Here is a 23,101-nt window from a genome sequence, read left to right on the forward strand (position 1 = left end):
GTTAATACTATTGCAAAAATACCCGAATTATTGGTTGTTTTATGCTGATAGCTAAAAATCTATTTCTATTGCTTATTGGGAATAGCTGCAGTAACGGGTTTGCGTAATGCTTTCTTTTCAAGATAAGCGGCTAACTGTTCAATTTTATCGGTACCAATAATATCTGCGCCAAAATTAAGCTGGGTTTCCCAAGCCTCAGGGGTATCTGGTGCGCCCCAAAACCTTACCAGCTTGCCGGTGTTGGTGTGTACGCTGTCTACCGTTTTTTGTAATCTTCTTCTGTCGGCTTCGGGTATGGTGCCAACACCTTTCCATTTAGACCATTTTTCAAAATTAAGGCTCACCTGCCCTATCCTTGCCCATTGGGCAGGTGCATGCGGGTACACCAGGTCATCATCAAACCAAAATATTGATGCGTATTTGTGAAAATCAGCACCTTGCGGCCTGTTGCCGCTTATTAAAATCTTCAATCGTCCCTTTGGGTTATCTCTGCTCATTAAGTAAGGCTGTAGCGGGGTTAACTCTTTTTCAAGCTTGGGTAATACTTTAGCATAATCAGCTTTAATATCAACTAACAAGCATAGCCGGCGGGTTGTGTCCCTGCGTAATGCATATAAAATAGGGTCAAGATACATGCCTTTTAACGTACGCTCGGGGAAAAGATATTTATCGCTATGCGATACCAATAGCTCGCCGTCAACCAAAAATATATCAGCCTCTATCGAGTTGTACCCATTATTAAAAGCCTTGTAAAAAGGAGTATTATTGGCATAATCATTATGCGAATGGGTATACCTTTCCTGGGCGAACACATTACAGGCAGATAATAAAAAAGCAGCTAAAAGCAATAATTTAAGTTTGATTTTCATGGCGATAAAACTACTACATTTTGATAAAAAAACGGGATTAACAAATAGTTAATTTTAACACCTGTATATACAACGTAAAACACCCAAAAAACCACCTGTTTTCACACAAATAACACCCATATAAACACCGTTTTTTACCGGTTATTTACCGTTTTTAACACACATTATTGCGCACTCATTATTGCTAAACTTAGCGCTGCCATGTCGCCGATATTTTCGCCTAATCCGGCGGGGACGATTTTGCAGACACTGCGCGAACCAATATAAGTTTCACGCTCAATCACCTGCATCATCCTGGCATCAAGCAAAGACCTGGCGCGTCCATAAATACTGCCCATTATAATTACCTCGGGATTAAGGATATCTATCAGTAAGGACAATCCCCTGCCCAGGTATTCGGCACAGGTATTATAAATTGCTATGGCCAGCTCGTCGCCGGTGTGCGCTGCTTCGGCAACAACTTTGGCGGTAAGCTTGGGCAGATCATCCGGGCTGTTGCAAAACGACACCTTTTCGCCCATCTGTAAACGCTCGCGTACTTTTATCTGCGCCAATTGGGCAATGCCCCCACCACTACACCAACCCTCAAACGAGCCCGCCTTGCCAAAACCCACCGGCCCCATATCCGATAAACGTAAATGGCCAACCTCGCCGGCAAAATCTGTTGTACCCGAATAAAGACGTCCGTTTAAGATCAGCCCTGCCCCCATTCCGGTGCCGAAGGTTAAAAATATTACGTTTTCATACCCTTTGCCGGCACCATATTTCCACTCGGCAACGGCGCAGGCATTTGCATCATTTTGCAGTAATGCCTTTTTACCGAAACGGGCTTCGGTCATTTCAACCATCGGGATGTTATCCCAGCCCGGTAAATTAGGCGGCGATAATATCAACCCTTTTTTACTATTTAACGGGCCGCCACAGCTAATGCCGATACCACGCAGACCGGCATTTAAGACCTTGTGTTTTGCCAGTAATTCTTCGGCAGCTGTAAATAGCGCCTCTATCATTTCATAAGGTGGCTGCGTAGTAGGCACTATCACTTTATCAATAATTTCCATTGGCCCGTCGCCTGGGGCGCTGCCTATAACTACGGCACATTTAGTGCCTCCTATGTCAAAACCTAATAACATAATTGGTTAATCTTCTTTAAGCGGACTGATCTTTATCGATTTAAATTTAACATTGCCATGTTTGGCGTAAAACCACAAGTAACCGCCCTTTTGTTCGGGCACGCGGTTAACTATACAGCGCTTGCCGCCAATGGATACATCTATCAGGTCGTCTTTCATGATGATATCTACCTTAACCGGTTTATCCAATCCATCAACTGCCCTTATACCTGTGTTACCCAGCCAAACTGTTTTATCATTTGGCGAAAAGTTAAGGCGATAAGCCCGATCGGCGTCCTGGTCGGCACGTAAATACAAACCGTACTCGGCTATTGATGTGGCTGGATCAATTTCCAGCGTTATGCGGCAGTTTACCGGTACGTTTTCTAAATGGGCAGAACCTACACCACTTACGGTATTGACCACTAAATCCTTCATCGCGTCAAGCTTACTGTCAACATCGGTTTTAATGCTCAGCTTTAACGGCGCGCCGGTTTCGGGGATCATCTCAGCAGGGAACCTGGTCGACAATGTACCATCAACTCCCTGGGTTAGCTCTCTAAATATCATATTGCCGCCAAAGCGCTCGCCTTCGTTGTCCCTGGCCTGATTACGCCAGGGTATCCATGCGCCTTCAATTCGGCGGCCATTTTTAAACGCTGCCGTTTTTGCCACATTTGTCCACGACTCATTCAGCGCCTGGTATTCAGGCTCCTGCCATGGGCCGTATGGATGGCGCGATTGCACATAATAGGTATCACCGTTATCGCCATAAACCAAATAGTACCAACCGTTCCACAAAAAGTAATCAGCGCACTCGGGTACTGATCCCTGTCCGGTTAGCACCGGTTCAAGTACGGTCCAGTTCTTTAAGTCTGTTGATACCATGTGTACCAGCGCCCCGCCGGCATGGCGCAGGGTTGGGTTTTCTTTCCAGCTGGATACAAACAGGTGGAACTCGCCGGTTTTTTCATCCACAAAAACTTTAGGGTCCCTAAAATCGCGCTTGCTGTAGCCCGGTGCCGAGGTATAGAACGGGTTGGGTTTTTGCTTATCAAAGTGGATACCGTCATTACTTATGGCATAGCTTAGCTGTTCGTTTACTTTGCCGTCGTTAATTAAACGGGTGGCGTAAAAAGCATAATATTTATTTTTATAATAAACGACAGAACCGGTGCAGATAGACTTTTCCCAGGGTTCATCGATACCTAAAACAACAGGTTGCTGTTTCCATGTTTTAAGGTCGGTAGTTGTGCTTAGCGCCCATTGGTGGCCGCCCAAGCCGCCTAGGCTGGCATGGTGTGCCGAGTCTAACAACCAGTACATAGAGAATACGCCATTGCGATAAAAAGGCATACAATCGCCCACAAATAAATTGCCTTTGGGCCGCCAGTATTGCAGGTTTTTAGTGCTTTGGATAGTGGGATCGTATTGTACGCCAAGCTTTTGGGCTTTTAGGCTGATACCCGCCAAGAGTATAGATAGGAACAGGCTATATTTTTTCATTAACGTACGTTTATTTTGGTTTTGGAAAGATAAGATATCGGTTTTAATAATTAAGGGGTGAAAAATTAAAACCGGGAGGAAGCGGGAAAATCGCTTTCAAAATCAAGCACATAACAGGGGGCTCCGCTGGAGCCTAAGAGAATTTTTGAACTCTGTTTCTACAAACAGGTAGCTCCTCCGGAGCTTTTCTATTGTAGCGTTGACCCCGGAGGAGTCGCCTGTTTATAGCACAACCAACAGAAGTAAAAAACCACCACCTAAGGTGGTGGCTTTAAATGTCCTGTGAGCAATCTCACCTAAACAATCATAGTCGCTTCAGAAACTGAGCTTATGGTTCTAGCATAGCCTCCACCCCTAACCTACCGCCAAAGGCGGTGGTTTAGACATTATAATCAAAGGCTCCGGCGGAGCCTCCTTAAGCCAATTCGAATTTTAATGCGTTAGGCACTGGCTACTTATCAATTACCTTTCGCAAATACATTATATTTGAGCACCTTGCAATTAGCATAACCTACATTATATACATCTTAACGAGCCCACAAATGATGAAACTGTTTAAAGTTATTATTACCGCCCTATGTTTAATTACAGGCGCAAATACAGCTTTTGCTGCTACTTACATCAGTATAACCAGCCCCGATAAACAGCTTATCGTAAAAGTATACATTGCACCCGATGGCCGCCTTACCTATACTGTTACCAGTAAAAACGTACAGCTATTGGCACCATCGCCATTGGGGATAACCATAGATGATATTGACCTGGGCAGCGGCGCTAAACTAAGGTGGGCACCTATAATTACTAAAATTAATGACAGCTATACTTTACCAGGCAACCATAGCGTAGCTACAAGTAAAGCTAACGAAGCGTCCATCCCGGTTGAAACCTCGGGTAAAATATTTAAGCTGATAGTTAGGGTTTATAACGATGGCATTGGCATTAGGTATGTCCTGCCTGCAGGCTCAAAAAAGATAAATGGCGAAACTACCACCTGGAACCTGCCTGCAAAAACAAGCAAGGTAGCATGGTCGGGGTACGATGCTTCCTATGAGGCTTTGAGCAAGGTGACCGGACTTGACGATGTTCCGCAGGATAGTACGCTTATGGGGCCGATCACGATGCAGGTTGCCGGGCATTATCTTTCTATCTCTGAAGCCGATTGTGAGAATTTTTCGGACATGTGTTTTATGCGAAACGGTAATGCTTTTAAGGCTTACTTCCCTTTTGCAAAAAAGGGATGGGATATTAAGGAGCGGGCAGATAACAGGCCGGAATTTTTAAACGGCACTTACAACGGCGAAAAGGTATCGCCTTGGCGGACAACCATCATCGCTAACAATTTAACCGGCTTAATAAACTCTGACTTGTTAATGAACCTTTGCCCCCCGCCTGCCAAAGGCCAGGACTTTAGCTGGGTAGCACCCGGCCGTTGCATGTGGCAATGGTGGAGCGTTGGCAGCCCGGTTTACGAGGACCAGAAAAACTGGTATGACGCGGCAGCAAAATTAAAATGGGAATATTACCTGGTTGATGATGGCTGGCGTACCTGGAGCACCCCGGGTAAAGACCAATGGGCATTGCTTGGCGAAGTAATTGCTTACGGCAAAAGCGTTGGCGTAAAATCAATTGTTTGGGTAGACTCGAAGGAAATGCGCGAAGGCGAAAAACGACGGGTTTATTTGGAAAAGATAAAAGCGCTGGGCGCAACAGGCATTAAAATAGACTTTATCCCGCAGGCTACTACCGATATTATGCAATGGTACATGGGTGCCTTGCAGGATTGTGCCGAACTGAAATTAATGGTAAACTTCCATGGAAGCGTTAAGCCCACCGGGTTACGCCGCACTTATCCTAACGATATTACCCGCGAAGCCGTGCGCGGTAATGAATGGCACATGACCAGGTATAAACGGGTAGAACCTTTTGAGCAGGATGTATCGCTGCCGTTTACCCGGCTGATGGCCGGCGCGGCGGATATTACCCCGGTGATGCTGGATCCCGAGCAACTTACATCCACCAAATTTACCTGGGCGCATGAGTTTGCGCAGGCTATTGTATACCTGTCGCCAATTACTCACTTTTCTGATCAGTATAAGTTTTACCTGGAAAGCCCGATGTTCGACCTGTTCCAGCAAGTGCCTACCGTTTGGGATGAAACACGCGTTTTGCCCGTTACCAAAATGGGCGAAGTAGTTGCTTATGCCCGTCGTAAAGGTACTACCTGGTGGGTGGGGGTTATGAATGGTGATACCGAACAGGAAATAAAGATTCCGCTAAGTTTTTTGAAAAAATCTGTAAAAGCGACTTTAATATATGATGATAAGGATATTAACACCGCTATTAATCGCAAAGAGCAAACACTGGGGCCTAATAGCACGCTGACTATAAAGTTAGCGCCAGGTGGCGGTTTTGTGGGGCGGTTTTAGCATTTGTAACTAATTACCATAGTGGCTATCTAAATTTAAACTAAACCATTATGAAATTAATTACCCTGTGCGCGTTGTTATTGTTAATTGGCTGTGCCAATAAGAAAAACCTTAACTGTGACGCTGCGGTTAATTTCATTTTCATTAACAAATCAGCTACCCAATCGAATTTAACGGTATCAAACGGTACAGACTCGGTAGTGATTAGTGCTGATTGTAATGCGTCCCAAACAAAACCGTTATGCTTTAAAAAAAATCCGAAGATTGACGGACATTATATATTGCATGTAAAAAACACAAAGAAGGACACCGTTATTTACAGAGGATATTTTACAAATGGATATCCTATGGAAAGCAACATCAGAGTGCTTTTTGAAAAGGACACGCTTGCTTTTGAAACTATCTCACATTCTTACTAAATTTGAATCACAATTGAATATAGGAATTTTCACCTACGGAACGCGGGGCGACGTACAGCCATATATAGCTTTGGCATTGGGGCTTATGGAAAATGGGCACCAGGTACTGATAGCGGCCCCTGAAAATTTTAAAGAATTAGTAGAGAGTTTTGGCATTACCTTCCATCCGTTGTATGGTAATGCCGAGGAAGGAATGAATGCGGCCGAGGGGCAGGGCCTGCTACAAACGGCGAACACCATTAAGCTGATGAAGTGTTTTTTTAGCTTAATGCATGAAATAAGGGTACCGCTACGCAAAAGTTTTATCGAGGGGATTAGCAAGGTGGATTTCATTATAGCAAATGCCGCTACAGTTCCAATTACAAGTGCAATTGCCGAAAAACAAAACAAGAAACTTGCGTTTACTTATTTTATGCCCCCGGTGATCCCGACTACTGAATTTCCATTGGGCGACTTTGATTTCCTGAATTTCCCTTTGTATAACAAACTGACTTATAAGCTGGCACACCTGTTTTTCTGGAGATTTTTAAAGAGTGAAGTAAATGGGTTCAGGCAGGAATTAGGCCTGCCAATTTTAAAAGAAAATCTTTTAGCTTATGTTGGCAGACAAAAACCACTTGATTTGCATTGCCTAAGCCCAAGCCTGATACCGCAACCCAAAGACTGGGACGACAGTCATAAAATAACCGGCTTTTTAACAGTTCCCGAAAGACAAAAACCGAATGATTTCCCGGAGGAAAACCCACACGGATTAGACGAGTGGTTACAGCAGGGAGATAAACCTATATACATGGGATTTGGGAGTAATGGGGTAGGCAATATTGAAAAGTTTACAAACATTTTAAATTCTATTTTAAATGAGACCGATGAACGGATCCTATTTTGTACAGGCTGGTCATTGTTTAAAAACCTGCCCGAACATAAAAACCTATTCGTAACAAAATATGTAAACCATGGGGCGGTTTTACCAAAATGTAAGGCGGGCGTATTTCATGGTGGTGCAGGCACGCTGGCAGCTATGTTACGCCACAATTTGCCGGTAATTATTATTTCATTTTATACTGATCAGCCAACCTGGGGGAAGATTGTAGAACGGAGAAATTTGGGAGTTCATATCCCGGTCAAAAAACTCGATGCGAATAGGTTACTTTCGGCGATAACGAAAGTTCAAACAAGGGAGGTTAAGGATCAGGTGGCTATCATGGGTCAAAAGATAAGGAATGAGAAGGGGCTTGAAAATGCGGTAAACGAAATTGAGAGATACTTTTTGGCTACAATTAATACGGTACCAATAGAAATATAAAGAATAAAAGGCGGCGCGCCGCAAAGAGTTCATGATTAATATTACCAAAATTTGGTTATTTCAAAAACTTATTTTACCTTTACACTAATAACCTATTACAATTGAACCTTTAATCAAAATTGGATGCGATGACAAAAATGAAATTACTAATTAAAGCTGGCTATCTAACGTAGCATAACGGTTTGCAAACCTGCTCTTTCAAGGAAGGGGCTTAAATTTTTTGAAATGACAATAAACTTTAAAGACAGTTACTTAGAAGAACTGGCAAAAGATCAGGCACTATTGGGAAAGCAAAAGTTTTCTGATGAAGTTATTAAGGCTTACAAGAAACGTATATTTCAAATAAAGAATGCAAGGAATACGCAAGACTTAAGAAATAACAAAAGCCTTCATTTTGAAAAATTGAAAGAAAAACGATATGAAGATAAATATTCCATTAGATTGAATATTGCTTATCGTGTCATATTCGGAATAGATAAACAGGGTAATTTTGAAGTTATTTCTATTGAAGAAATTTCCAATCATTACTCATAACATGCGCCAGGGGGCGTGTACATTACTATGGTTAATCAAGTATTAGATCATAATGGCAATGAAATTGAAATAGAGGCCTTTCATCCCGGTGGATTTTTGCTGGAAGAAATTGAAGAGAGAGGCCTGTTAAAGAAAGATGCAGCTAAAGAGTTGGATATTTTACCACACCATTTAAGCGAAATATTTGCTGGTAAAAGGCATATATCAGCCAAGCTTGCCCTAAAGATTGAAAAGCTTTTAGAAATAAGCGCCAGCCATTGGTTGAGTATGCAAATGGAATACGATCTGTATATTGCCAGGCACGAAATGGTATAATATTTACCGATCTTAAACTTCATATAAACTTTACATTTTGGCCGGCATCTACCTACATATTCCCTTTTGCAAACAAGCCTGCCATTACTGCGATTTCCATTTCAGCACTTCGTTAAAGTATAAAGACGATATGCTGCAGGCTTTGGTAAAAGAAATACAGCTGCAAAAAAACTACCTGCAAAATCAAACTATCGAAACTATTTACTTTGGCGGTGGCACACCTTCAATACTGGAAGCAAGCGAGATCAACCTGCTTTTAGATACCATCACGGGTTTACATACTGTAGCAACCGATGCCGAAATTACCCTCGAAGCTAACCCTGACGACCTGGACCAAGCCAAACTGCAAGCCTTGCGCCAAACGTCCATCAATCGTTTTAGCATAGGCATCCAATCTTTTTTTGATGATGATCTGCAATGGATGAACCGCGTGCATCGCGCCAACGAAGCCGAGGCATCAGTAAAACGCGCGCAGGATAGCGGGTTTGAGAACATTACCGTCGACCTGATCTATGGCTACCCGCTGCTTACCGAACAAAAGTGGAAGCATAACGTCAATAAAGTTTTTGAGTTGGATGTGCCCCATGTATCAGCCTACTCCATGACGGTTGAGCCGCAAACTGCCCTTGCATCGTTTATCCGCAACAAAAAACAGCCCGCCATGAACGAGCAGCAAAGCGCCGAACAGTTTAACCTGTTGATGGACGCTATGCAGGAGAAAGGTTTTGAGCATTATGAGATCTCGAACTTTTGTAAGCCCGGCCATTACAGCAGGCATAATTCTAATTACTGGCGTGGTGTAAGTTATTTGGGGATAGGCCCATCGGCACACTCCTACAATGGCGGGGCCCGGCAGTGGAACATTGCCAACAACGCAAAATACATCCAAGCCATTTATAACAATGAATTGCCGGCCGAGACAGAAGTTTTAACAGAAACTAACCGGCTGAATGAATATATCATGACCTCGCTGCGCACCAGCTGGGGTTTAGATATTGATCATTTAAATAACATCGCCGGCGGTACGGCGGCCCTGCTATTAAAAGAAGCCCAACCATTCCTGGACAAGGGCTGGATCGAAAAAAAAGACAGCAAAATCAATCTCACCCAAACCGGCAAATTATATGCCGACCATATTGCTGCCGAACTCTTTTTTAGCCCCCTCTAAATCTCCCCCGGTAGGGGAGACTTTTAAAATAATTCCGATGTCCCCTCAGGGTCTCTTGAAAAGGACCCTGAGGACCTAAGTGCAACCTCAGGGTCCTCGCCGAGAGACCCTGAGGGGACGAAAAATAAGCTTTTTAAAAGTGGCGTACCTACGCACACTCAGGCATTTCGGTTTTTAAACTGTTAGCACCTGCGGCTCTAATAAACTTAAAACCGGGTGCGGTGGGCTACCGTATCTCCTCCCAAATAACAACAATCAAAAACATGAAAAAATTAATTATCTCGGCACTTGCTTTAGTGGCTATTGCAATTGCTCCTAACACTTATGCCCAAACCAAAATGGTTGGCGGTGCTGCCATGTATCCAACAAAAAACATTGTTGAGAACGCTGTAAACTCTAAAGACCACACCACGCTTGTTGCCGCTGTTAAAGCTGCAGGTTTGGTAGAGACGTTATCATCTGCCGGTCCGTTTACTGTATTTGCTCCAACTAACGAAGCATTTAACAAGTTACCAAAAGGCACGGTAGAAACCCTGGTGAAACCAGAGAACAAAGCAACGCTTACAAAAATCTTAACGTACCACGTTGTGGCTGGTAAATTGAGCGCTGCCGATTTGTGGGCGAAAGTAAAAACCGGCATGGGCAAAACCGAATTAACAACCGTACAAGGTGGTAAATTTTGGGTAAAAGCCCAAGGTAAAAAATTATACCTGGTTGATGAAAAAGGAGGCAAATCATGGATAACCATTGCCGACGTTAACCAAAGCAATGGCGTAATACATGTAATAAATACGGTATTAATGCCTAAATAAAGACCTTATGATTTGGCGGTAAGCAATTTGCCGTAGTTCGTTGGCAGAATTGAAACCGTAGTCATAATTATTTAAATCTATCTCACAAAATGGGAAAACCCGGTTGCGCAGCGCCGGGTTTTTTTGCGTCAAAGAATTATCAGCCGCAACAACGTTTTATATTTAATAATAGCTTAACGCAGAGTTTGCATTTGTTTTGCTTATTTGTTGGTTTAGGGTAACGCGACACCATTAGTTCGCGATCCCATTAAAATTCAGCTATGAGCTTTAAACTGCGCCCTATTAATACTGTTGATTCTATAACCCCTGCTGATTTTAAAAAGAATTACTTAGACGCCCGCCGGCCGTTGGTTATTAAAGGCCTTACCACCAATTGGCCCGCCCGCCAAAAATGGACACCCGAATATTTAAAGCAAGTTGTGGGCAAGCAGGTTGTCCCCTTATATGATAATGCCAAAGCCGACCCATCAAAACCCATCAATTCGGCCGCGGCCGAGATGCCTTTTGACGAGTATATAGATTTGATAATGAGCCAGCCTACCGAGCTTCGTATTTTCTTTTTCAATATATTTAAACAGGCGCCCCAACTACTTAATGATATTGATTTACCCAAAGACCTGATGGGCGGCTTTTTAGAAAGCATGCCGGCCATGTTTTTTGGCGGTTCAGATTCGGTTACGTTTTTGCATTATGATATTGATTTGCCGCATATTTTCCATACCCATTTCCATGGCCGCAAGCACGTTATCCTTTTTGAAAATAAATGGAAGCGCCGCCTTTACTGCCTGCCCAATGCAACCTATGCGCTCGAGGATTATGATGTAGCCAACCCGGATGTTAAAAAATTTCCCGCGCTTGACGGTGTTGAAGGCATTGAAGTATTTTTAGAACATGGCGATACCCTGTTTATGCCAACCGGCTATTGGCATTGGATGAAATATTTAGACGGAGGCTATTCATTAAGCCTGCGGGCATGGGATAGTTCGCTAACGCGTAAAGCGGCCAGTGTATACAACCTTGCCATAAAGGGTGGTTTGGATAGTTTATTTAAGATGGCGTTTAAAGGCAAATATGCCCGGTATCGTGAGCGCCTGGCAGTTAAACGTGCCGATAGGGCGCTGGCTAATAGTGAGCCCAGGTGATTACAACTACTTTTTTAGCATATTATACAGCTTATCTGCCGGGAAGTCGAGATTTTCATTTTCGGTCCTGTATAACATAACTACATACAACGTCTTTTCCTTTTTTATAAAAGCTACGCTGATTGACGGTTGATAAGACTGCTTTGCAATACTCCAAACATCATTGCCGGCATCATCATACGATATAGAGAACTTGTTATATTTTAAATGATAATAAGCCAGGCTATCGTTCTGGACAAAACTTTTTATTAATTGCCCATTATATCTGAAGTACACTGCCGAGACGCTATCTACCGCACTTGTAGATTTGGTCATTTTTAAAAACTCACTTTCCTGATAGGGGCTAAAAACCTCGTAAGTTCTATTTGGTTCTTTGTCGTTTAGCTTTAATATCCGGCTCAGTGGTTGATTGATTTTCAAAGCAACTTGATAAATCGTAAAATGGAAACCGTCAGCAAAAACATAGTTTGACTGCGCCCCTTGAATTTTGCTTTTATAAACAAAAGCCTGCGGTAATTTGCTTTGTACAGAATATGTAAGTAAAGTGGTGTGCTCCGGCAAGGGTGTGTGCGACGAATCAAACCCATTCCTGATAGCAGGGATAATAACCATGATAAACTCCACCAGTATATACAATCCGAAACCGATTAATACTACTTTAAGTGGTGATGGTCTTTTAGATAATCCCATTATTGTTCTTAACTCGTATGGTCACAAACTATCACCCACTTACCACCAGCTCCCTCAAGGTCACCGCGGTTTGGGGAGAAAATAAACAGGCAAATGAGCAGATGCTTTTTCATAACCCTAATATATAAATTAAAAGGCTATTGTGCTGCCTGAATAATCATAACATTAAGTTAATGTTAATGCCAAAAAAACATTATAGCTTTGGGCTTTTTAGTTCGACCTTTATATGAAGAAAACTATACTATGTTTCGGCGAAGTTTTATGGGATGCGTTTGGCGATGAGAAAGTAGCCGGCGGCGCAACCATGAATGTGGCTTTCCACCTGGCCCAGCAAGGCGCGCAGGCTGTATTTGCAAGCCGCGTAGGTACCGATGCATCGGGCAAAGCATTAATAAATTTTTTAAAGGATAACCGCCTGTACAGCGAATTGATCCAAACAGGCGACAAATTACCTACCTGTGAGGTTACTGTGCAACTGGACGAAAACCAACAGGCTACTTATATTATACCGCAACCCGTATCATGGGATAATATTAAACCCAAACCCGAACTTATTAAATGTGCTAAAACGGCGACCGCCATTGTTTTCGGTAGTTTGGTTTGCCGTGAAGCAACCAGCCGCGATACTTTACTTAACCTGCTGGATGAGACATCTGCCTTAAGGGTGTTTGATGTTAACCTGCGGGCGCCGCATTATACCCTGTCGACCATACAAAACCTGGCAGCAAGGGCCACCGTGGTAAAGATGAACGAAGAAGAAGCAAACTTGTTGATCAGCACTAAAAAAGGCGACCTGAAAGATAAGATCAACGAGTTCCGCCGTAAATATCATGCGCAAACCATCTGCGTAACCCGCGGTGATAACGGCGCCATTGTATGGCACGATCATGAATTTTATGAGCACCCGGGTTTTACAGTTGACGTAGTTGACACCGTTGGTGCCGGCGACGCGTTCCTGGCTACTTTTATTGTTGGGTTGTTAAATAAATTACCAATGCCACAGATTTTAGAAAGAGCCTGCGCGGTAGGTGCATTTGTTGCCAGCAAGCGCGGCGCTAATCCGCTGTATGTTGAAGGGTTGATGGAATTGATGAAGAAATAATCATTCCATCAACCGCTCCCATTCGGGGTGGCGTTTTAAATAGGTTTTAATATAGGCGCAATAAGGCACCATTTTAAAGTTATTTGCTTCCAGGTATTTAAATGTTTTTTCAACCAGCGCGCCGGCAACGCCCTTGCCTTCCAGTTCGGGCGGTACCTCTGTGTGGATCAGGAAATATTTATCGCCGTGTTGTTTATAGTCTATAAACGCGCGGTGCCCGTCAACAAATAATTCAAAGTTGTGGAGGGCGGTATTGTTGTTTAGCAGGATGTCTTCGTACATAGGTTAAAGGTAGCAAGAAAATAGTAAATACCTGTCCGCGTCGACTCACCCCGACATCGCTACGCTTGTCGACCCTCTCTTCGCCTTCGGCGGAAAGAGGGTAAATTACCAGATAAATAGCCCTCTTTCCCGCTTGCGGAAGAGAGGGCAGGTCCAGCGAAGCGCCGACCGGGTGAGTCGACGCCGACAGGGGAGCTAACACGCTATTCAGACTTCAAACTTTTTACAGGGTTTGCCAACGATGCGTTTATTGTTTGAAAACTAACCGTTACCAGGGTTATTATTAAGGCACCTGCTCCTGTTACAACAAACACCCATATTGATATGCTTGAGCGGTAATCAAAATGCTGTAACCAGTTATGCATCAGGTACCAGGCCACAGGGCTGGCAATTAATAACGATATAGCCACCAGTCCCAAAAAATCGCTCGACAATAATCTCCATAAATTAAATACTGATGCGCCTAATACTTTGCGCACGCCTATTTCTTTTACACGCTGCTCGGTCATAAACGATGCCATGCCAAACAGGCCCAGGCAACTGATCAATATCGCCAGGCTGGCAAAAAAAGCTGCCAGTTTACCTATCCTTTGTTCGTTACCAAATTTTTGGGCATACAGATCATCGACTATCCTGTACTCAAATGGCTGCTCGGGGTCAAACTTTTTAAAGACCGGGGCTATAGCTTCAAGTGCATGGGCCATGCTTACTCTTGGGTTTACTTTTACCAGCAGGTTGCCTGCCGCGCCGCGGTTAAAATAGTAAAAAGCCGGCTTTACCTGGCCGTAAGGCGAATCGGCAACTACATCTTTTATAACACCAATAATAGTCATAGGTTGGCCAAACCAATGGATGGTTTCACCAACAGGCTTTTTCAGTCCCATAAACTTAATAGCGGCTTCGTTCATTATGAGCGCGCTCGAGTCTGTTTTAAATTCGGGCAAAAAATCACGCCCTTGTTTAAATTTCCAGCCGGCTGTTTTAGCATACCCAACAGATACGCCCGCTTTGGTAAAATCCACGCTAAGATTAGGGTCCTTACCTTTCCATTCAATTCCGCTGGTACTGCCGCTATATTCTATAGGGGCTACATCTCCTATGCCTGTCCCGGTAACTGCGCCGGTTTTCATCAGTTCATCTTTTACAGCATCATAATGGCTATTAATTTGAGGGGTGCGTAAGGTTATGGCAACCAATCCGTCCCGATCATAACCGAGGGGCCGGTTTTTTGCATATTGGATTTGCCCAAATACTACTATAGTGCCAATGATAAGCACGGTTGAAACCGTAAACTGTACTACAACCAGCACCTTGCGGGGTATTGCTGCAAACCTGCCAACCCTGAATGACCCCTTAAGTACCTTAACCGGCTCGAACGACGATAGGTAAAACGCCGGGTAACTGCCGGCAATTAGCCCGGTTATTAAGCTAAAGCCGATACTTAATAACCAAAAAACCGGCGATTGCCAAAGTATCTCCATTTTTTTATTGGCCACCTCGTTAAAATAGGGCATGCTTAAAACCACCAACAGCAAAGCCAATGCAAATGAAACGGCCACATATATTAACGACTCGCTGAAGAACTGGTAAACAAGCTGGCTGCGTAATGAGCCTACCGCTTTGCGGATACCTACCTCGCGGGCACGTTTTTCTGACCGGGCAGTACTCAGGTTCATAAAATTAATACAGGCCAGCAGTAACACAAAAACACCTATAATGCCAAACATCCAAACATATTGGATCCGCCCGCCTGTGTTTTTACCATCCTTAAATTCGTTATATAAATGCCAGTCGTTCATTGCTTGTAAAAAAAGCGCAGGTTTCTTTTTAGCCAACTGGGCATTAAGTTTACGCAGCTTTACATCGCGGATTTTAAACGATACGGCTGCCAGGTCGGCCTTATCTGCAAGTTGCACATACAAGCCAAAAGCGTTGGGCCGCCATGGTTCGCCCATAGTGCGTACCCATTCGGTATTATTATAATACATTTCCCATGATCCGGTAAATCCCATATCGGAAAACGTGGAGTTTTGCGGCAGGTCTTTATAAACACCGGCTATTTTGGCATTAATACTGTTATCTATTTTAAGTGTTTTATTTATCGGGTCGGCATCACCAAAACAAGCCTTAGCGGTAGCTGCCGAAACTAAAATGGATGACGGATCTTTCAGTCCATTTTTTGACCCTTTCAGTATTTCCAGCGTAAGCATATCCGGGCCTTGTGTTTCCATAAAGCCCCCTTTAATGGTTATTTTTTTATTGTCGATGGCCAAAATATGGTCGCCGAAACCGGCTGTCATCACTACATATTTAAAATCGCTGCCATAGCTTTTGCGCAGTTCCTGCGCCAGCGGATAAGGCACCTGTTCCCAGGTTTGCATTTCGCCATTGTTGGTTAAATGTTGCTTTACCTGCGCGATACGGTCGTGGTTTTTAAAAACATGGTCAAACGATACCTCGTCCCATATCCATAAGCCTATTAGCATAGAAACGGCCATACCTACTGCCAACCCGGCAATATTTATAAACGAATGTACCTTATGTTTTTTAAGGTTACGCCACCCAATTTTAAAATAGTTTTTAAACATATTTTTGATGATTGATGTTATCGTTAACAAAATTCCATGCCATCAATTTAAATAACTAATAATCAATTACTTAAATTTAATTTACAATCAGGTCTTGTATCAAAACCGAACAGCGTATCGTTCGGTTTTGTATAAGCCCTTTAAGTTTATTCTTATTAAAATCTTGTTTCATCCTGATGAAAAATTGAAACAAAAACCCGGTTTCAAATTGCAAAAGCAGTCTTTCTATAATCGCTTGATTATCAAATTAAACCCGCGAAATCATACTCAAATGTACTAACGTAAAAGTTGTTTCATTTTGTTTCACCCATTTTTCTTAATATATTGATTTTTAATAAGTTAATTCAAAATCCTGTTTCACTTGTTTCATTTGTTTCGCATTTTCGTGAAACAAGCATAGCAGGCGATCATCATTAACTAATCTCAAACCTCCAATCACTAATCTCTCTTCCCTTTGTCATATCAGCCTAACAATTCAAACTAATACTGGCCTGCATCAAACTTTTGCGCAAAATAATACGTTATTTTATAACTGAAAGGCAAAATATGCGTGGTTTCGGATTTTCGAAGTTTACCCCCAACCAAATTCCAAAAGGCGGATTTGAAGAATTATTAAAGTTATTCCTGGAATTGCTCAACTATACCGCGGGCGATGCCGGCGAAGCCCTGGCCTGGCTAAATGAGCTGGACAAGCAATATAAACTTACCAATGACGATTACGGCATGGGCGATTTTATTGACGAGCTTAAACAAAAAGGCTACCTGAACGAAGATAACCAAAGCGGTAATTTTAATATCACGGCTAAGACGGAGCAGAGCATCCGCCAGTCGGCTTTAGAAGAGATCTTTGGTAAGCTTAAAAAATCGGGCAAAGGCAACCACCGCTCGCCGCAAAGCGGGCAGGGCGACGAGCGCAACTCGGAACGCCGTGAGTTTGAATTTGGCGATAGCCTTGACCAGATAGACATGACCCAATCTATCCACAACGCTCAGGTTAACCACGGCATAGGCGATTTTATGATGACCGAGCGCGACCTGGAAGTAGAGGAAATGGATTATAAAACCCTGACTTCTACCGTGCTGATGATCGACATATCGCACTCCATGATATTATATGGCGAGGACAGGATAACGCCGGCCAAAAAGGTAGCTATGGCGCTGGCCGAACTGATCCGCACCAAGTATCCTAAGGATACGCTGGATATTGTGGTTTTTGGTAACGATGCCTGGCCCATTACCTTGCAGGACCTGCCCTATTTACAGGTTGGCCCTTTCCATACCAATACCTATGCGGGTTTAGAGTTAGCTACCGACTTGCTACGTCGCCGTAAAACAACCAACAAGCAGATCTTTATGATTACCGATGGTAAGCCCACCTGTTTAAAGGAAGGCACCAAGTACTATAAAAACAGCATTGGGCTGGACCGTAAAGTGGTTAACAAAACGCTTAACATGGCCGCGCAATGCAAGCGCCTTAAAATACCTATCACCACATTTATGATAGCCAAGGACCCTTACCTGCAGCAGTTTGTAAGGCAGTTTACGGAGACCAACGGCGGCAAAGCATTTTATAGCTCCCTAAACAATTTAGGCGAATATATTTTTGAGGATTACGCACGCAACAGAAGGAAGAATGTAAGGTAGCCCCCCGGCCCCCTAAAGGGGGAGGATAATAACATATAAAAATCGGTGAAATCAATATCACCCAATCAGTGAAATCACAACCATGAATAAAACAGATATAAAAACCCTTGGCCAGCTTAAGCAATCGGGCTATAAAAGCGAATCGGTTAAGGATGAGTTAAGAAGAAATTTAATTACCCAGCTTAAGAAAAAAGAAGAGGGTGGCTTTGAAGGCATTATCGGGTTCGAGGATACGGTAATCCCTGACCTGCAAACTGCCATCTTATCACGCCACAATATTTTATTGCTGGGCCTACGCGGTCAGGCTAAAACACGTATTGCACGTTTGCTGGTTAATTTACTGGACGAGTATGTGCCATATATTGAAGGATCTGAATTGTTTGATGATCCGTTGAACCCTATTTCATGGTTCGGGCATAATATAGTGCAGGAAAAAGGCGATGATACCCCTATTGCCTGGATCCACCGCAGCGAGCGTTATACCGAAAAACTGGCTACGCCCGATGTTACCGTTGCCGACTTAATTGGCGATGTTGACCCAATTAAAGCTGCTACCATGAAGCTAACATATTCGGACGAGCGAGTTATCCACTTTGGGTTGATCCCGCGTGCGCACAGGGGCATATTTGTTATCAATGAGCTGCCCGATCTGCAGGCGCGGATCCAGGTATCGCTATTCAATATCCTACAGGAACGTGATATCCAGATCCGTGGTTTTAAACTGCGCTTACCGTTGGATATACAGTTTGTATTTACGGCCAACCCCGAAGATTATACCAATCGCGGATCGATAGTTACACCGTTAAAAGACCGGATAGAAAGCCAGATATTAACACATTACCCACGCTCGGTAGAGATCTCGCGTAAGATCACCCAACAGGAAGCATCGCTTACACAAGATCAACGCGTTACTATAGAAGCCGATGGTTTGGTAAAGGACCTGGTAGAGCAAATTGCTTTTGAGGCACGTAATTCTGAATATATCGATAAAAAATCAGGTGTATCTGCACGTTTAACCATATCGGCCTATGAGAACCTGATCAGCAATGCCGAACGCCGGATGATCATTAACCACGAGGACAGAACTTTTGTACGTATCGCCGACTTTTTGGGTGTTATCCCTGCTATCACCGGCAAGATAGAGTTGGTTTATGAGGGCGAACTGGAAGGCCCTGCAAAAGTTGCCAATATCCTTATCGGCAAAGCCATAAAAACATTATTGCTTAAATTTTTCCCCGACCCGGAGAAAGCTAAGAAAGCCAAAGCGCCAAACCCATATGCCGAGATCATAAACTGGTTTAGTGAGGGCAATACGCTATCTGTTTTAGATGACCTGCCGCTTGCCGAGTATAAAAAAGTATTGAACTCGGTTACCGGGTTAAAAGAGTTGGTAAAAAAAATCCACCCGCGTTTGGTAGAGAGCCAGCAACTAATTTTAATGGAGTTTGTGCTGCATGGACTTGCCGAGTTCTCACAACTAAGCAAAGGATTTTTGGATAATGGTTTCGCATTTTCTGATATGTTTAATAGTTTGTTTAATTTGCAGCCTGATGATGACGATCTGGATATAGATGACGATCGTTACTAACGATAGCTGATAGATGCACGGGCAATTATTTACAATTATTTTAGTAGGCGCCGTTATTTTTACGGTAGATCTGTATTTGGCCGGTGGGTTTGCCGCTGCCTTTAAAAAGCGTGCAGCGCACATCCAAAAGATCGTCAGGCGGTTATATATTGTATTTTCGCTGGGGCTTATACTTGCTACTATAGCTTGTATATACTTTAAACTACCGGTTGGCGTACGTGCAGGTGTGCTCTTATCATTTTTTGTACTGTCGGTTATTAAGTTTACTTTCTTATTTTTTGTGGTGGCCGATGACGTACGCAGGTTCGTTATCCGCCTGAGGAAAAAACCGGTAACATCCGCCAATAAAGTAACGGCAGCCGGTTCGGATATCATCCCGCGTTCTAAGTTTTTAATGCAGGCGGGTTTAATAGCGGGGGCTGTTCCGCTGGCATCCATAGGTATAGGTATGGTAGCAGGTACTTATGATTACCGGGTGCGTTATCAAACCCTGTACCTGCCCAATCTGCCTAAAGCTTTTGACGGTATTAAACTTGGGCAGGTATCTGATATCCACTCTGGGAGTTTTTATAATAAAACAGCCGTAAAAGGGGGCGTTGATATGCTGCTGCGCGAAAAGCCGGATATCATTTTTTTTACCGGTGATCTGGTGAATGACATCGCGTCGGAAATGCGCGACTATCAGGATGTATTTAGCAAAATACAGGCGCCACTGGGTGTATTTTCGGTTTTCGGCAATCATGACTATGGGGATTATTCGTGGTGGCCCAACCCGGCAGCGAAGAAAAAAAACCACGATGACCTGATAGCCACTCATAAAAACATGGGATGGGATTTATTGTTGAACGAGCATCGGCGTATAAGAGTAAATGGCGAAGAGATAGGCATACTGGGGTGCGAAAACTGGGGAGAGCTATCCCGTTTCCCTAAATATGGCCGTATGGAAGCTACAGTTAAAGGCACTGATGAGCTACCTGTAAAATTACTCTTATCGCATGATCCATCCCATTGGCAGGCCGAAGTACTGAAGAAATATCCGCAGATAGACTGCATGTTTTCCGGCCATACACACGGGATGCAGTTTGGTGTGCGTGCCGAGCATTTTCAGTGGAGCCCGGTTGAATATATTTACAAGGAATGGGCCGGATTGTACCGCCAGGGAGCCCAGCAATTGTACGTAAATGTAGGTTATGGATTTTTAGGCATCCCCGGCAGGGTTGGAATATTGCCGGAGATTACGATATTTACACTTCGATCTGCTCATGATCCTTTACTACAAAAAGCTTGACAGTTATAGGTGGGCAGTTTATCATAAATGAAAAAACTATTACAGCCTGTTTTTGATTTTTTGCTGTTTAGCAATATTTTTATGGCCTTATGCGCGGTGGCGCAGGGATTGGTTGTTTTTTACCTGATAGGCTCCCGGCCCTTGTACACGATATGTGCTTTATTATTTGTGTCGACTGTCGCCATTTATAATTTTTCTATTTTATTAACCAAACCCAAAAATCCCGAAAAGTCTGAAAACCGGCGCATACGCTGGTTCTTTGCTCACCACAGACTGATGGTTACGGTTACTATTGTAGCTATACTATCCTTAATTCCATTATTCTTTTTAATATCCATGGAGTCAAGGATACTGCTTATATTCCTGGCAGCAATATCCTTTGCCTATAGCTTACCATTGTTCTCTCTCGGCGATCAAAAATTTGGCCTGCGTAATATACCCGGGCTTAAACAATTTTTAATAACCCTGGTGTGGACCATGAGCAGTGTTTTGTTACCCGTATTGGAGGCGCAAGACATGCACCTAACCAACATTACGCTGCGTGACACCACTATCCTGCTTGCTAAGCGTTTTTTATTCATTGCAGCATTAACTGTTCCGTTTGATATCCGCGATCTGTTTGAGGACCGCGAATCGGGCCTTAAAACCGTACCTGTTGCAATAGGCGAAAAACGAGCCTACCTGTTTTGTCAGATATTATTAGCGGGTTATATTGTGTTGCTATTTTTGTACCGAAACAACGGCTTTAATGCTAATTTCTTCGCGCTGACATTAACCGCGATACTGGCCGGCTGGCTCATCTTCAAGTCCAAATGGAAACGTAACGAATATTACTACTTTTTTTACCTTGATGGGGTATTGATATTGCAGTATGTGATGCTGGTAGTGTTTAACAGTATTAAACATGCCATCTAACTACGATAATTCGGCCTGGTTCTATGATCGCTTATCAAGACTAATATATGGCAAGGCGTTAGTTAACGCGCAGGTTTACCTGTTGCCTTATGTGCCGCCCAATTCAAGCGTATTGATTGTTGGCGGCGGTACGGGTTGGATACTGGAAGAGCTGGCCCGCGTCCATCCTACCGGGCTAACTATCACGTATGTGGAGATCTCTTCAAAAATGATGGCATTATCAAAAAGCAGAAACTATGGAGATAATAGGGTGACTTATATTAATCAAGCTGTTGAGGACGTTATTTTTACCGAAAAATTCGACGTTGTTATCACCCCCTTCCTGTTCGATAATTTTAAAGAAGAAACATTACAAAAAGTATTTGGCCACTTACATCATCAGCTTAAAACAGGCGGACTATGGCTGAATACTGATTTCCAGCTAACCGGCAGATGGTGGCAAAATGTACTATTGAAAAGTATGTTTTTATTTTTTCGCGCGATATGCGGGATAGAAACTTCAGTCCTCCCGCACATTGAGCAGCAGTTTAAACAACACGATTATTCCGTTATTACTGAGAAAACTTTTTTTTGGGAGTTTGTGGTGTCGGCTGTTTTCAGCAAATAAAAAGGGGGTCATGCTGAGCCTGTCGAAGCACGCGGGCAAAGGCCTTTACGCTCACCGTTCGACGGGTTCAGGGTGACACCCCTCGATTTTTTTTCTTACACCACGTATGCAAATTTATACCCAATGCCCCTTACAGTTTGTAAGTACTGCGGATAATCCGGGTTTGTTTCTATTTTTTTGCGGAGGCGCACAATGTGCATATCCAGTGTGCGGGTATTAACGTCGGCATTGTAGCCCCATACTTCCATCATCAACTCCTCGCGGTTAATAACCTTGTTTTTGTTTTTAAGAAAGTATAATAGTATGCGGTTCTCTAATATCGTCAGCTCAATTTTTCGGCCATCACGTATCAGTAAATGCGTGTTGGGGTGATGCTCCATATTGGCAAACGCATACGTCTCTGATTTTTCGTTGTTTAGCGCGAATTTTATCTTATTCTCTATTAACGCAACCACCACATCCATATTAAACGGCTTGGTTACATAGTCAGAAACACCAAAGCCATAAGCCTCTATTTTATCAATATCCTGTTGTTTGGCAGTGGTCATTATAACAATACCGTCAAACCCTTTAGCGCGGATGCTGGTACAAACCTCGGCACCTTGTTTGCCGGGCAGCATCCAGTCTAACAACACAATGTCGGGTTGTTCGGCCAATATCAAGGTCTCGGCATCATCACCGTTAGTGGCTTCAAGCACTTTATATCCTTCTGATCCTAAACGCTCAGCAACCAAAAAACGCAGGTTTTCGTCATCTTCAACAAGCGCTATTTTTATCTCTTTATTCATAAT

21 protein-coding genes are annotated in these 23,101 nt (G+C 43.3%); 14 read left to right on the top strand and 7 right to left on the bottom strand.

All coding sequences use genetic code 11. The features are described 5' to 3' along the window. Positions 1 to 65: 65 nt before the first annotated feature. The 3 genes from ABIB50_RS22535 to ABIB50_RS22545 form a co-directional block, all read right to left on the bottom strand. Positions 66 to 869: a hypothetical protein gene (locus ABIB50_RS22535; protein ID WP_429383490.1), complete on the bottom strand. Its 804-nt coding sequence runs from the start codon at positions 867 to 869 to the stop codon at positions 66 to 68. Between the two features lie 164 nt (positions 870 to 1,033). Next, positions 1,034 to 2,002, bottom strand: a complete 969-nt coding sequence (locus ABIB50_RS22540; RefSeq protein WP_429383491.1) for an ROK family protein — start codon at positions 2,000 to 2,002, stop codon at positions 1,034 to 1,036. 6 nt (positions 2,003 to 2,008) lie between these two features. Continuing rightward, positions 2,009 to 3,487 carry a hypothetical protein gene (locus ABIB50_RS22545; protein ID WP_429383492.1) on the bottom strand — a complete coding sequence of 493 codons (1,479 nt, stop codon included), beginning with the start codon at positions 3,485 to 3,487 and terminating at the stop codon, positions 2,009 to 2,011. Positions 3,488 to 4,029: 542 nt separating this feature from the next. On the opposite strand from ABIB50_RS22545, the gene ABIB50_RS22550 reads away from it, so the two are divergent. The 8 genes from ABIB50_RS22550 to ABIB50_RS22585 all read left to right on the top strand — a co-directional run bounded on the left by ABIB50_RS22550 (position 4,030) and on the right by ABIB50_RS22585 (position 11,606). Beyond that, entirely contained in the window at positions 4,030 to 5,913 is a 1,884-nt protein-coding gene (locus ABIB50_RS22550) for a glycoside hydrolase family 97 catalytic domain-containing protein (RefSeq protein WP_429383493.1), read from the top strand. A 50-nt stretch (positions 5,914 to 5,963) separates the two neighbouring features. Next, positions 5,964 to 6,332, top strand: a complete 369-nt coding sequence (locus tag ABIB50_RS22555) for a hypothetical protein (RefSeq protein ID WP_429383495.1) — start codon at positions 5,964 to 5,966, stop codon at positions 6,330 to 6,332. A 13-nt stretch (positions 6,333 to 6,345) separates the two neighbouring features. Further along, positions 6,346 to 7,635 (top strand): glycosyltransferase, encoded by a 1,290-nt coding sequence (locus ABIB50_RS22560; protein WP_429383497.1) that lies wholly within the window; start codon positions 6,346 to 6,348, stop codon positions 7,633 to 7,635. Positions 7,636 to 7,860: 225 nt separating this feature from the next. Next, positions 7,861 to 8,169 (top strand): type II toxin-antitoxin system RelE/ParE family toxin, encoded by a 309-nt coding sequence (locus ABIB50_RS22565; RefSeq protein WP_429383498.1) that lies wholly within the window; start codon positions 7,861 to 7,863, stop codon positions 8,167 to 8,169. A 27-nt stretch (positions 8,170 to 8,196) separates the two neighbouring features. Then, positions 8,197 to 8,484, top strand: coding sequence for a HigA family addiction module antitoxin (locus ABIB50_RS22570; protein WP_429383500.1), 288 nt, complete (start codon positions 8,197 to 8,199; stop codon positions 8,482 to 8,484). A gap of 37 nt (positions 8,485 to 8,521) precedes the next feature. Continuing rightward, positions 8,522 to 9,652 (top strand): radical SAM family heme chaperone HemW, encoded by a 1,131-nt coding sequence (gene hemW / locus ABIB50_RS22575; RefSeq protein ID WP_429383502.1) that lies wholly within the window; start codon positions 8,522 to 8,524, stop codon positions 9,650 to 9,652. Between the two features lie 263 nt (positions 9,653 to 9,915). After that, positions 9,916 to 10,464, top strand: coding sequence for a fasciclin domain-containing protein (locus ABIB50_RS22580; RefSeq protein ID WP_429383504.1), 549 nt, complete (start codon positions 9,916 to 9,918; stop codon positions 10,462 to 10,464). Positions 10,465 to 10,724: 260 nt separating this feature from the next. Beyond that, positions 10,725 to 11,606, top strand: a complete 882-nt coding sequence (locus ABIB50_RS22585; RefSeq protein WP_429383505.1) for a cupin-like domain-containing protein — start codon at positions 10,725 to 10,727, stop codon at positions 11,604 to 11,606. A 6-nt stretch (positions 11,607 to 11,612) separates the two neighbouring features. On the opposite strand, the gene ABIB50_RS22590 is transcribed toward ABIB50_RS22585, so the two are convergent. Further along, positions 11,613 to 12,296 carry a hypothetical protein gene (locus ABIB50_RS22590; RefSeq protein ID WP_429383507.1) on the bottom strand — a complete coding sequence of 228 codons (684 nt, stop codon included), beginning with the start codon at positions 12,294 to 12,296 and terminating at the stop codon, positions 11,613 to 11,615. Between the two features lie 226 nt (positions 12,297 to 12,522). On the opposite strand from ABIB50_RS22590, the gene ABIB50_RS22595 reads away from it, so the two are divergent. Further along, a complete protein-coding gene (locus ABIB50_RS22595) occupies positions 12,523 to 13,398 on the top strand; it encodes a carbohydrate kinase family protein (RefSeq protein WP_429383509.1) in 876 nt (291 codons plus the stop codon). Here the strand turns inward: ABIB50_RS22595 and ABIB50_RS22600 are convergent, their stop codons facing one another. Next, complete coding sequence (locus tag ABIB50_RS22600; RefSeq protein ID WP_429383510.1) at positions 13,399 to 13,680, bottom strand: GNAT family N-acetyltransferase; 282 nt, start codon at positions 13,678 to 13,680, stop codon at positions 13,399 to 13,401. A gap of 203 nt (positions 13,681 to 13,883) precedes the next feature. Continuing rightward, positions 13,884 to 16,268, bottom strand: a complete 2,385-nt coding sequence (locus ABIB50_RS22605; protein ID WP_429383512.1) for an ABC transporter permease — start codon at positions 16,266 to 16,268, stop codon at positions 13,884 to 13,886. Between the two features lie 546 nt (positions 16,269 to 16,814). Between ABIB50_RS22605 and ABIB50_RS22610 the strand changes: the two genes are divergently transcribed. The 5 genes from ABIB50_RS22610 (at position 16,815) to ABIB50_RS22630 (ending at position 22,310) form a co-directional block, all read left to right on the top strand. Then, positions 16,815 to 17,912: a vWA domain-containing protein gene (locus tag ABIB50_RS22610; RefSeq protein ID WP_429383514.1), complete on the top strand. Its 1,098-nt coding sequence runs from the start codon at positions 16,815 to 16,817 to the stop codon at positions 17,910 to 17,912. 82 nt (positions 17,913 to 17,994) lie between these two features. Continuing rightward, positions 17,995 to 19,500 carry a sigma 54-interacting transcriptional regulator gene (locus ABIB50_RS22615; protein ID WP_429383516.1) on the top strand — a complete coding sequence of 502 codons (1,506 nt, stop codon included), beginning with the start codon at positions 17,995 to 17,997 and terminating at the stop codon, positions 19,498 to 19,500. Positions 19,501 to 19,513: 13 nt separating this feature from the next. After that, complete coding sequence (locus tag ABIB50_RS22620; RefSeq protein ID WP_429383518.1) at positions 19,514 to 20,788, top strand: metallophosphoesterase; 1,275 nt, start codon at positions 19,514 to 19,516, stop codon at positions 20,786 to 20,788. A 27-nt stretch (positions 20,789 to 20,815) separates the two neighbouring features. Then, positions 20,816 to 21,703 (top strand): UbiA family prenyltransferase, encoded by an 888-nt coding sequence (locus ABIB50_RS22625; RefSeq protein ID WP_429383520.1) that lies wholly within the window; start codon positions 20,816 to 20,818, stop codon positions 21,701 to 21,703. Further along, positions 21,693 to 22,310: a class I SAM-dependent methyltransferase gene (locus tag ABIB50_RS22630; protein ID WP_429383522.1), complete on the top strand. Its 618-nt coding sequence runs from the start codon at positions 21,693 to 21,695 to the stop codon at positions 22,308 to 22,310. The genes ABIB50_RS22625 and ABIB50_RS22630 overlap by 11 nt, the downstream gene beginning before the upstream one ends. 95 nt (positions 22,311 to 22,405) lie before the next feature. Here the strand turns inward: ABIB50_RS22630 and ABIB50_RS22635 are convergent, their stop codons facing one another. Continuing rightward, a complete protein-coding gene (locus ABIB50_RS22635) occupies positions 22,406 to 23,098 on the bottom strand; it encodes a response regulator transcription factor (RefSeq protein WP_429383524.1) in 693 nt (230 codons plus the stop codon). Positions 23,099 to 23,101 lie beyond the last annotated feature (3 nt).

Source organism: Mucilaginibacter sp. UYCu711 (assembly GCF_050433825.1).
GTDB lineage: Bacteria > Bacteroidota > Bacteroidia > Sphingobacteriales > Sphingobacteriaceae > Mucilaginibacter.

Bases quoted from the DNA above. Each gene is read 5' to 3' on its own strand.
- ABIB50_RS22540 (WP_429383491.1), bottom strand. From the start codon at position 2,002: ATGTTATTAGGTTTTGACATAGGAGGCACTAAATGTGCCGTAGTTATA.
- ABIB50_RS22580 (WP_429383504.1), top strand. From the start codon at position 9,916: ATGAAAAAATTAATTATCTCGGCACTTGCTTTAGTGGCTATTGCAATT.
- ABIB50_RS22635 (WP_429383524.1), bottom strand. From the start codon at position 23,098: ATGAATAAAGAGATAAAAATAGCGCTTGTTGAAGATGACGAAAACCTG.
- ABIB50_RS22550 (WP_429383493.1), top strand. From the start codon at position 4,030: ATGATGAAACTGTTTAAAGTTATTATTACCGCCCTATGTTTAATTACA.
- ABIB50_RS22555 (WP_429383495.1), top strand. From the start codon at position 5,964: ATGAAATTAATTACCCTGTGCGCGTTGTTATTGTTAATTGGCTGTGCC.
- ABIB50_RS22625 (WP_429383520.1), top strand. From the start codon at position 20,816: ATGAAAAAACTATTACAGCCTGTTTTTGATTTTTTGCTGTTTAGCAAT.
- ABIB50_RS22595 (WP_429383509.1), top strand. From the start codon at position 12,523: ATGAAGAAAACTATACTATGTTTCGGCGAAGTTTTATGGGATGCGTTT.
- ABIB50_RS22630 (WP_429383522.1), top strand. From the start codon at position 21,693: ATGCCATCTAACTACGATAATTCGGCCTGGTTCTATGATCGCTTATCA.
- ABIB50_RS22610 (WP_429383514.1), top strand. From the start codon at position 16,815: ATGCGTGGTTTCGGATTTTCGAAGTTTACCCCCAACCAAATTCCAAAA.
- ABIB50_RS22570 (WP_429383500.1), top strand. From the start codon at position 8,197: ATGGTTAATCAAGTATTAGATCATAATGGCAATGAAATTGAAATAGAG.
- ABIB50_RS22590 (WP_429383507.1), bottom strand. From the start codon at position 12,296: ATGGGATTATCTAAAAGACCATCACCACTTAAAGTAGTATTAATCGGT.
- ABIB50_RS22535 (WP_429383490.1), bottom strand. From the start codon at position 869: ATGAAAATCAAACTTAAATTATTGCTTTTAGCTGCTTTTTTATTATCT.
- ABIB50_RS22615 (WP_429383516.1), top strand. From the start codon at position 17,995: ATGAATAAAACAGATATAAAAACCCTTGGCCAGCTTAAGCAATCGGGC.
- ABIB50_RS22565 (WP_429383498.1), top strand. From the start codon at position 7,861: ATGACAATAAACTTTAAAGACAGTTACTTAGAAGAACTGGCAAAAGAT.
- ABIB50_RS22545 (WP_429383492.1), bottom strand. From the start codon at position 3,487: ATGAAAAAATATAGCCTGTTCCTATCTATACTCTTGGCGGGTATCAGC.
- ABIB50_RS22620 (WP_429383518.1), top strand. From the start codon at position 19,514: ATGCACGGGCAATTATTTACAATTATTTTAGTAGGCGCCGTTATTTTT.
- ABIB50_RS22605 (WP_429383512.1), bottom strand. From the start codon at position 16,268: ATGTTTAAAAACTATTTTAAAATTGGGTGGCGTAACCTTAAAAAACAT.
- ABIB50_RS22600 (WP_429383510.1), bottom strand. From the start codon at position 13,680: ATGTACGAAGACATCCTGCTAAACAACAATACCGCCCTCCACAACTTT.
- ABIB50_RS22585 (WP_429383505.1), top strand. From the start codon at position 10,725: ATGAGCTTTAAACTGCGCCCTATTAATACTGTTGATTCTATAACCCCT.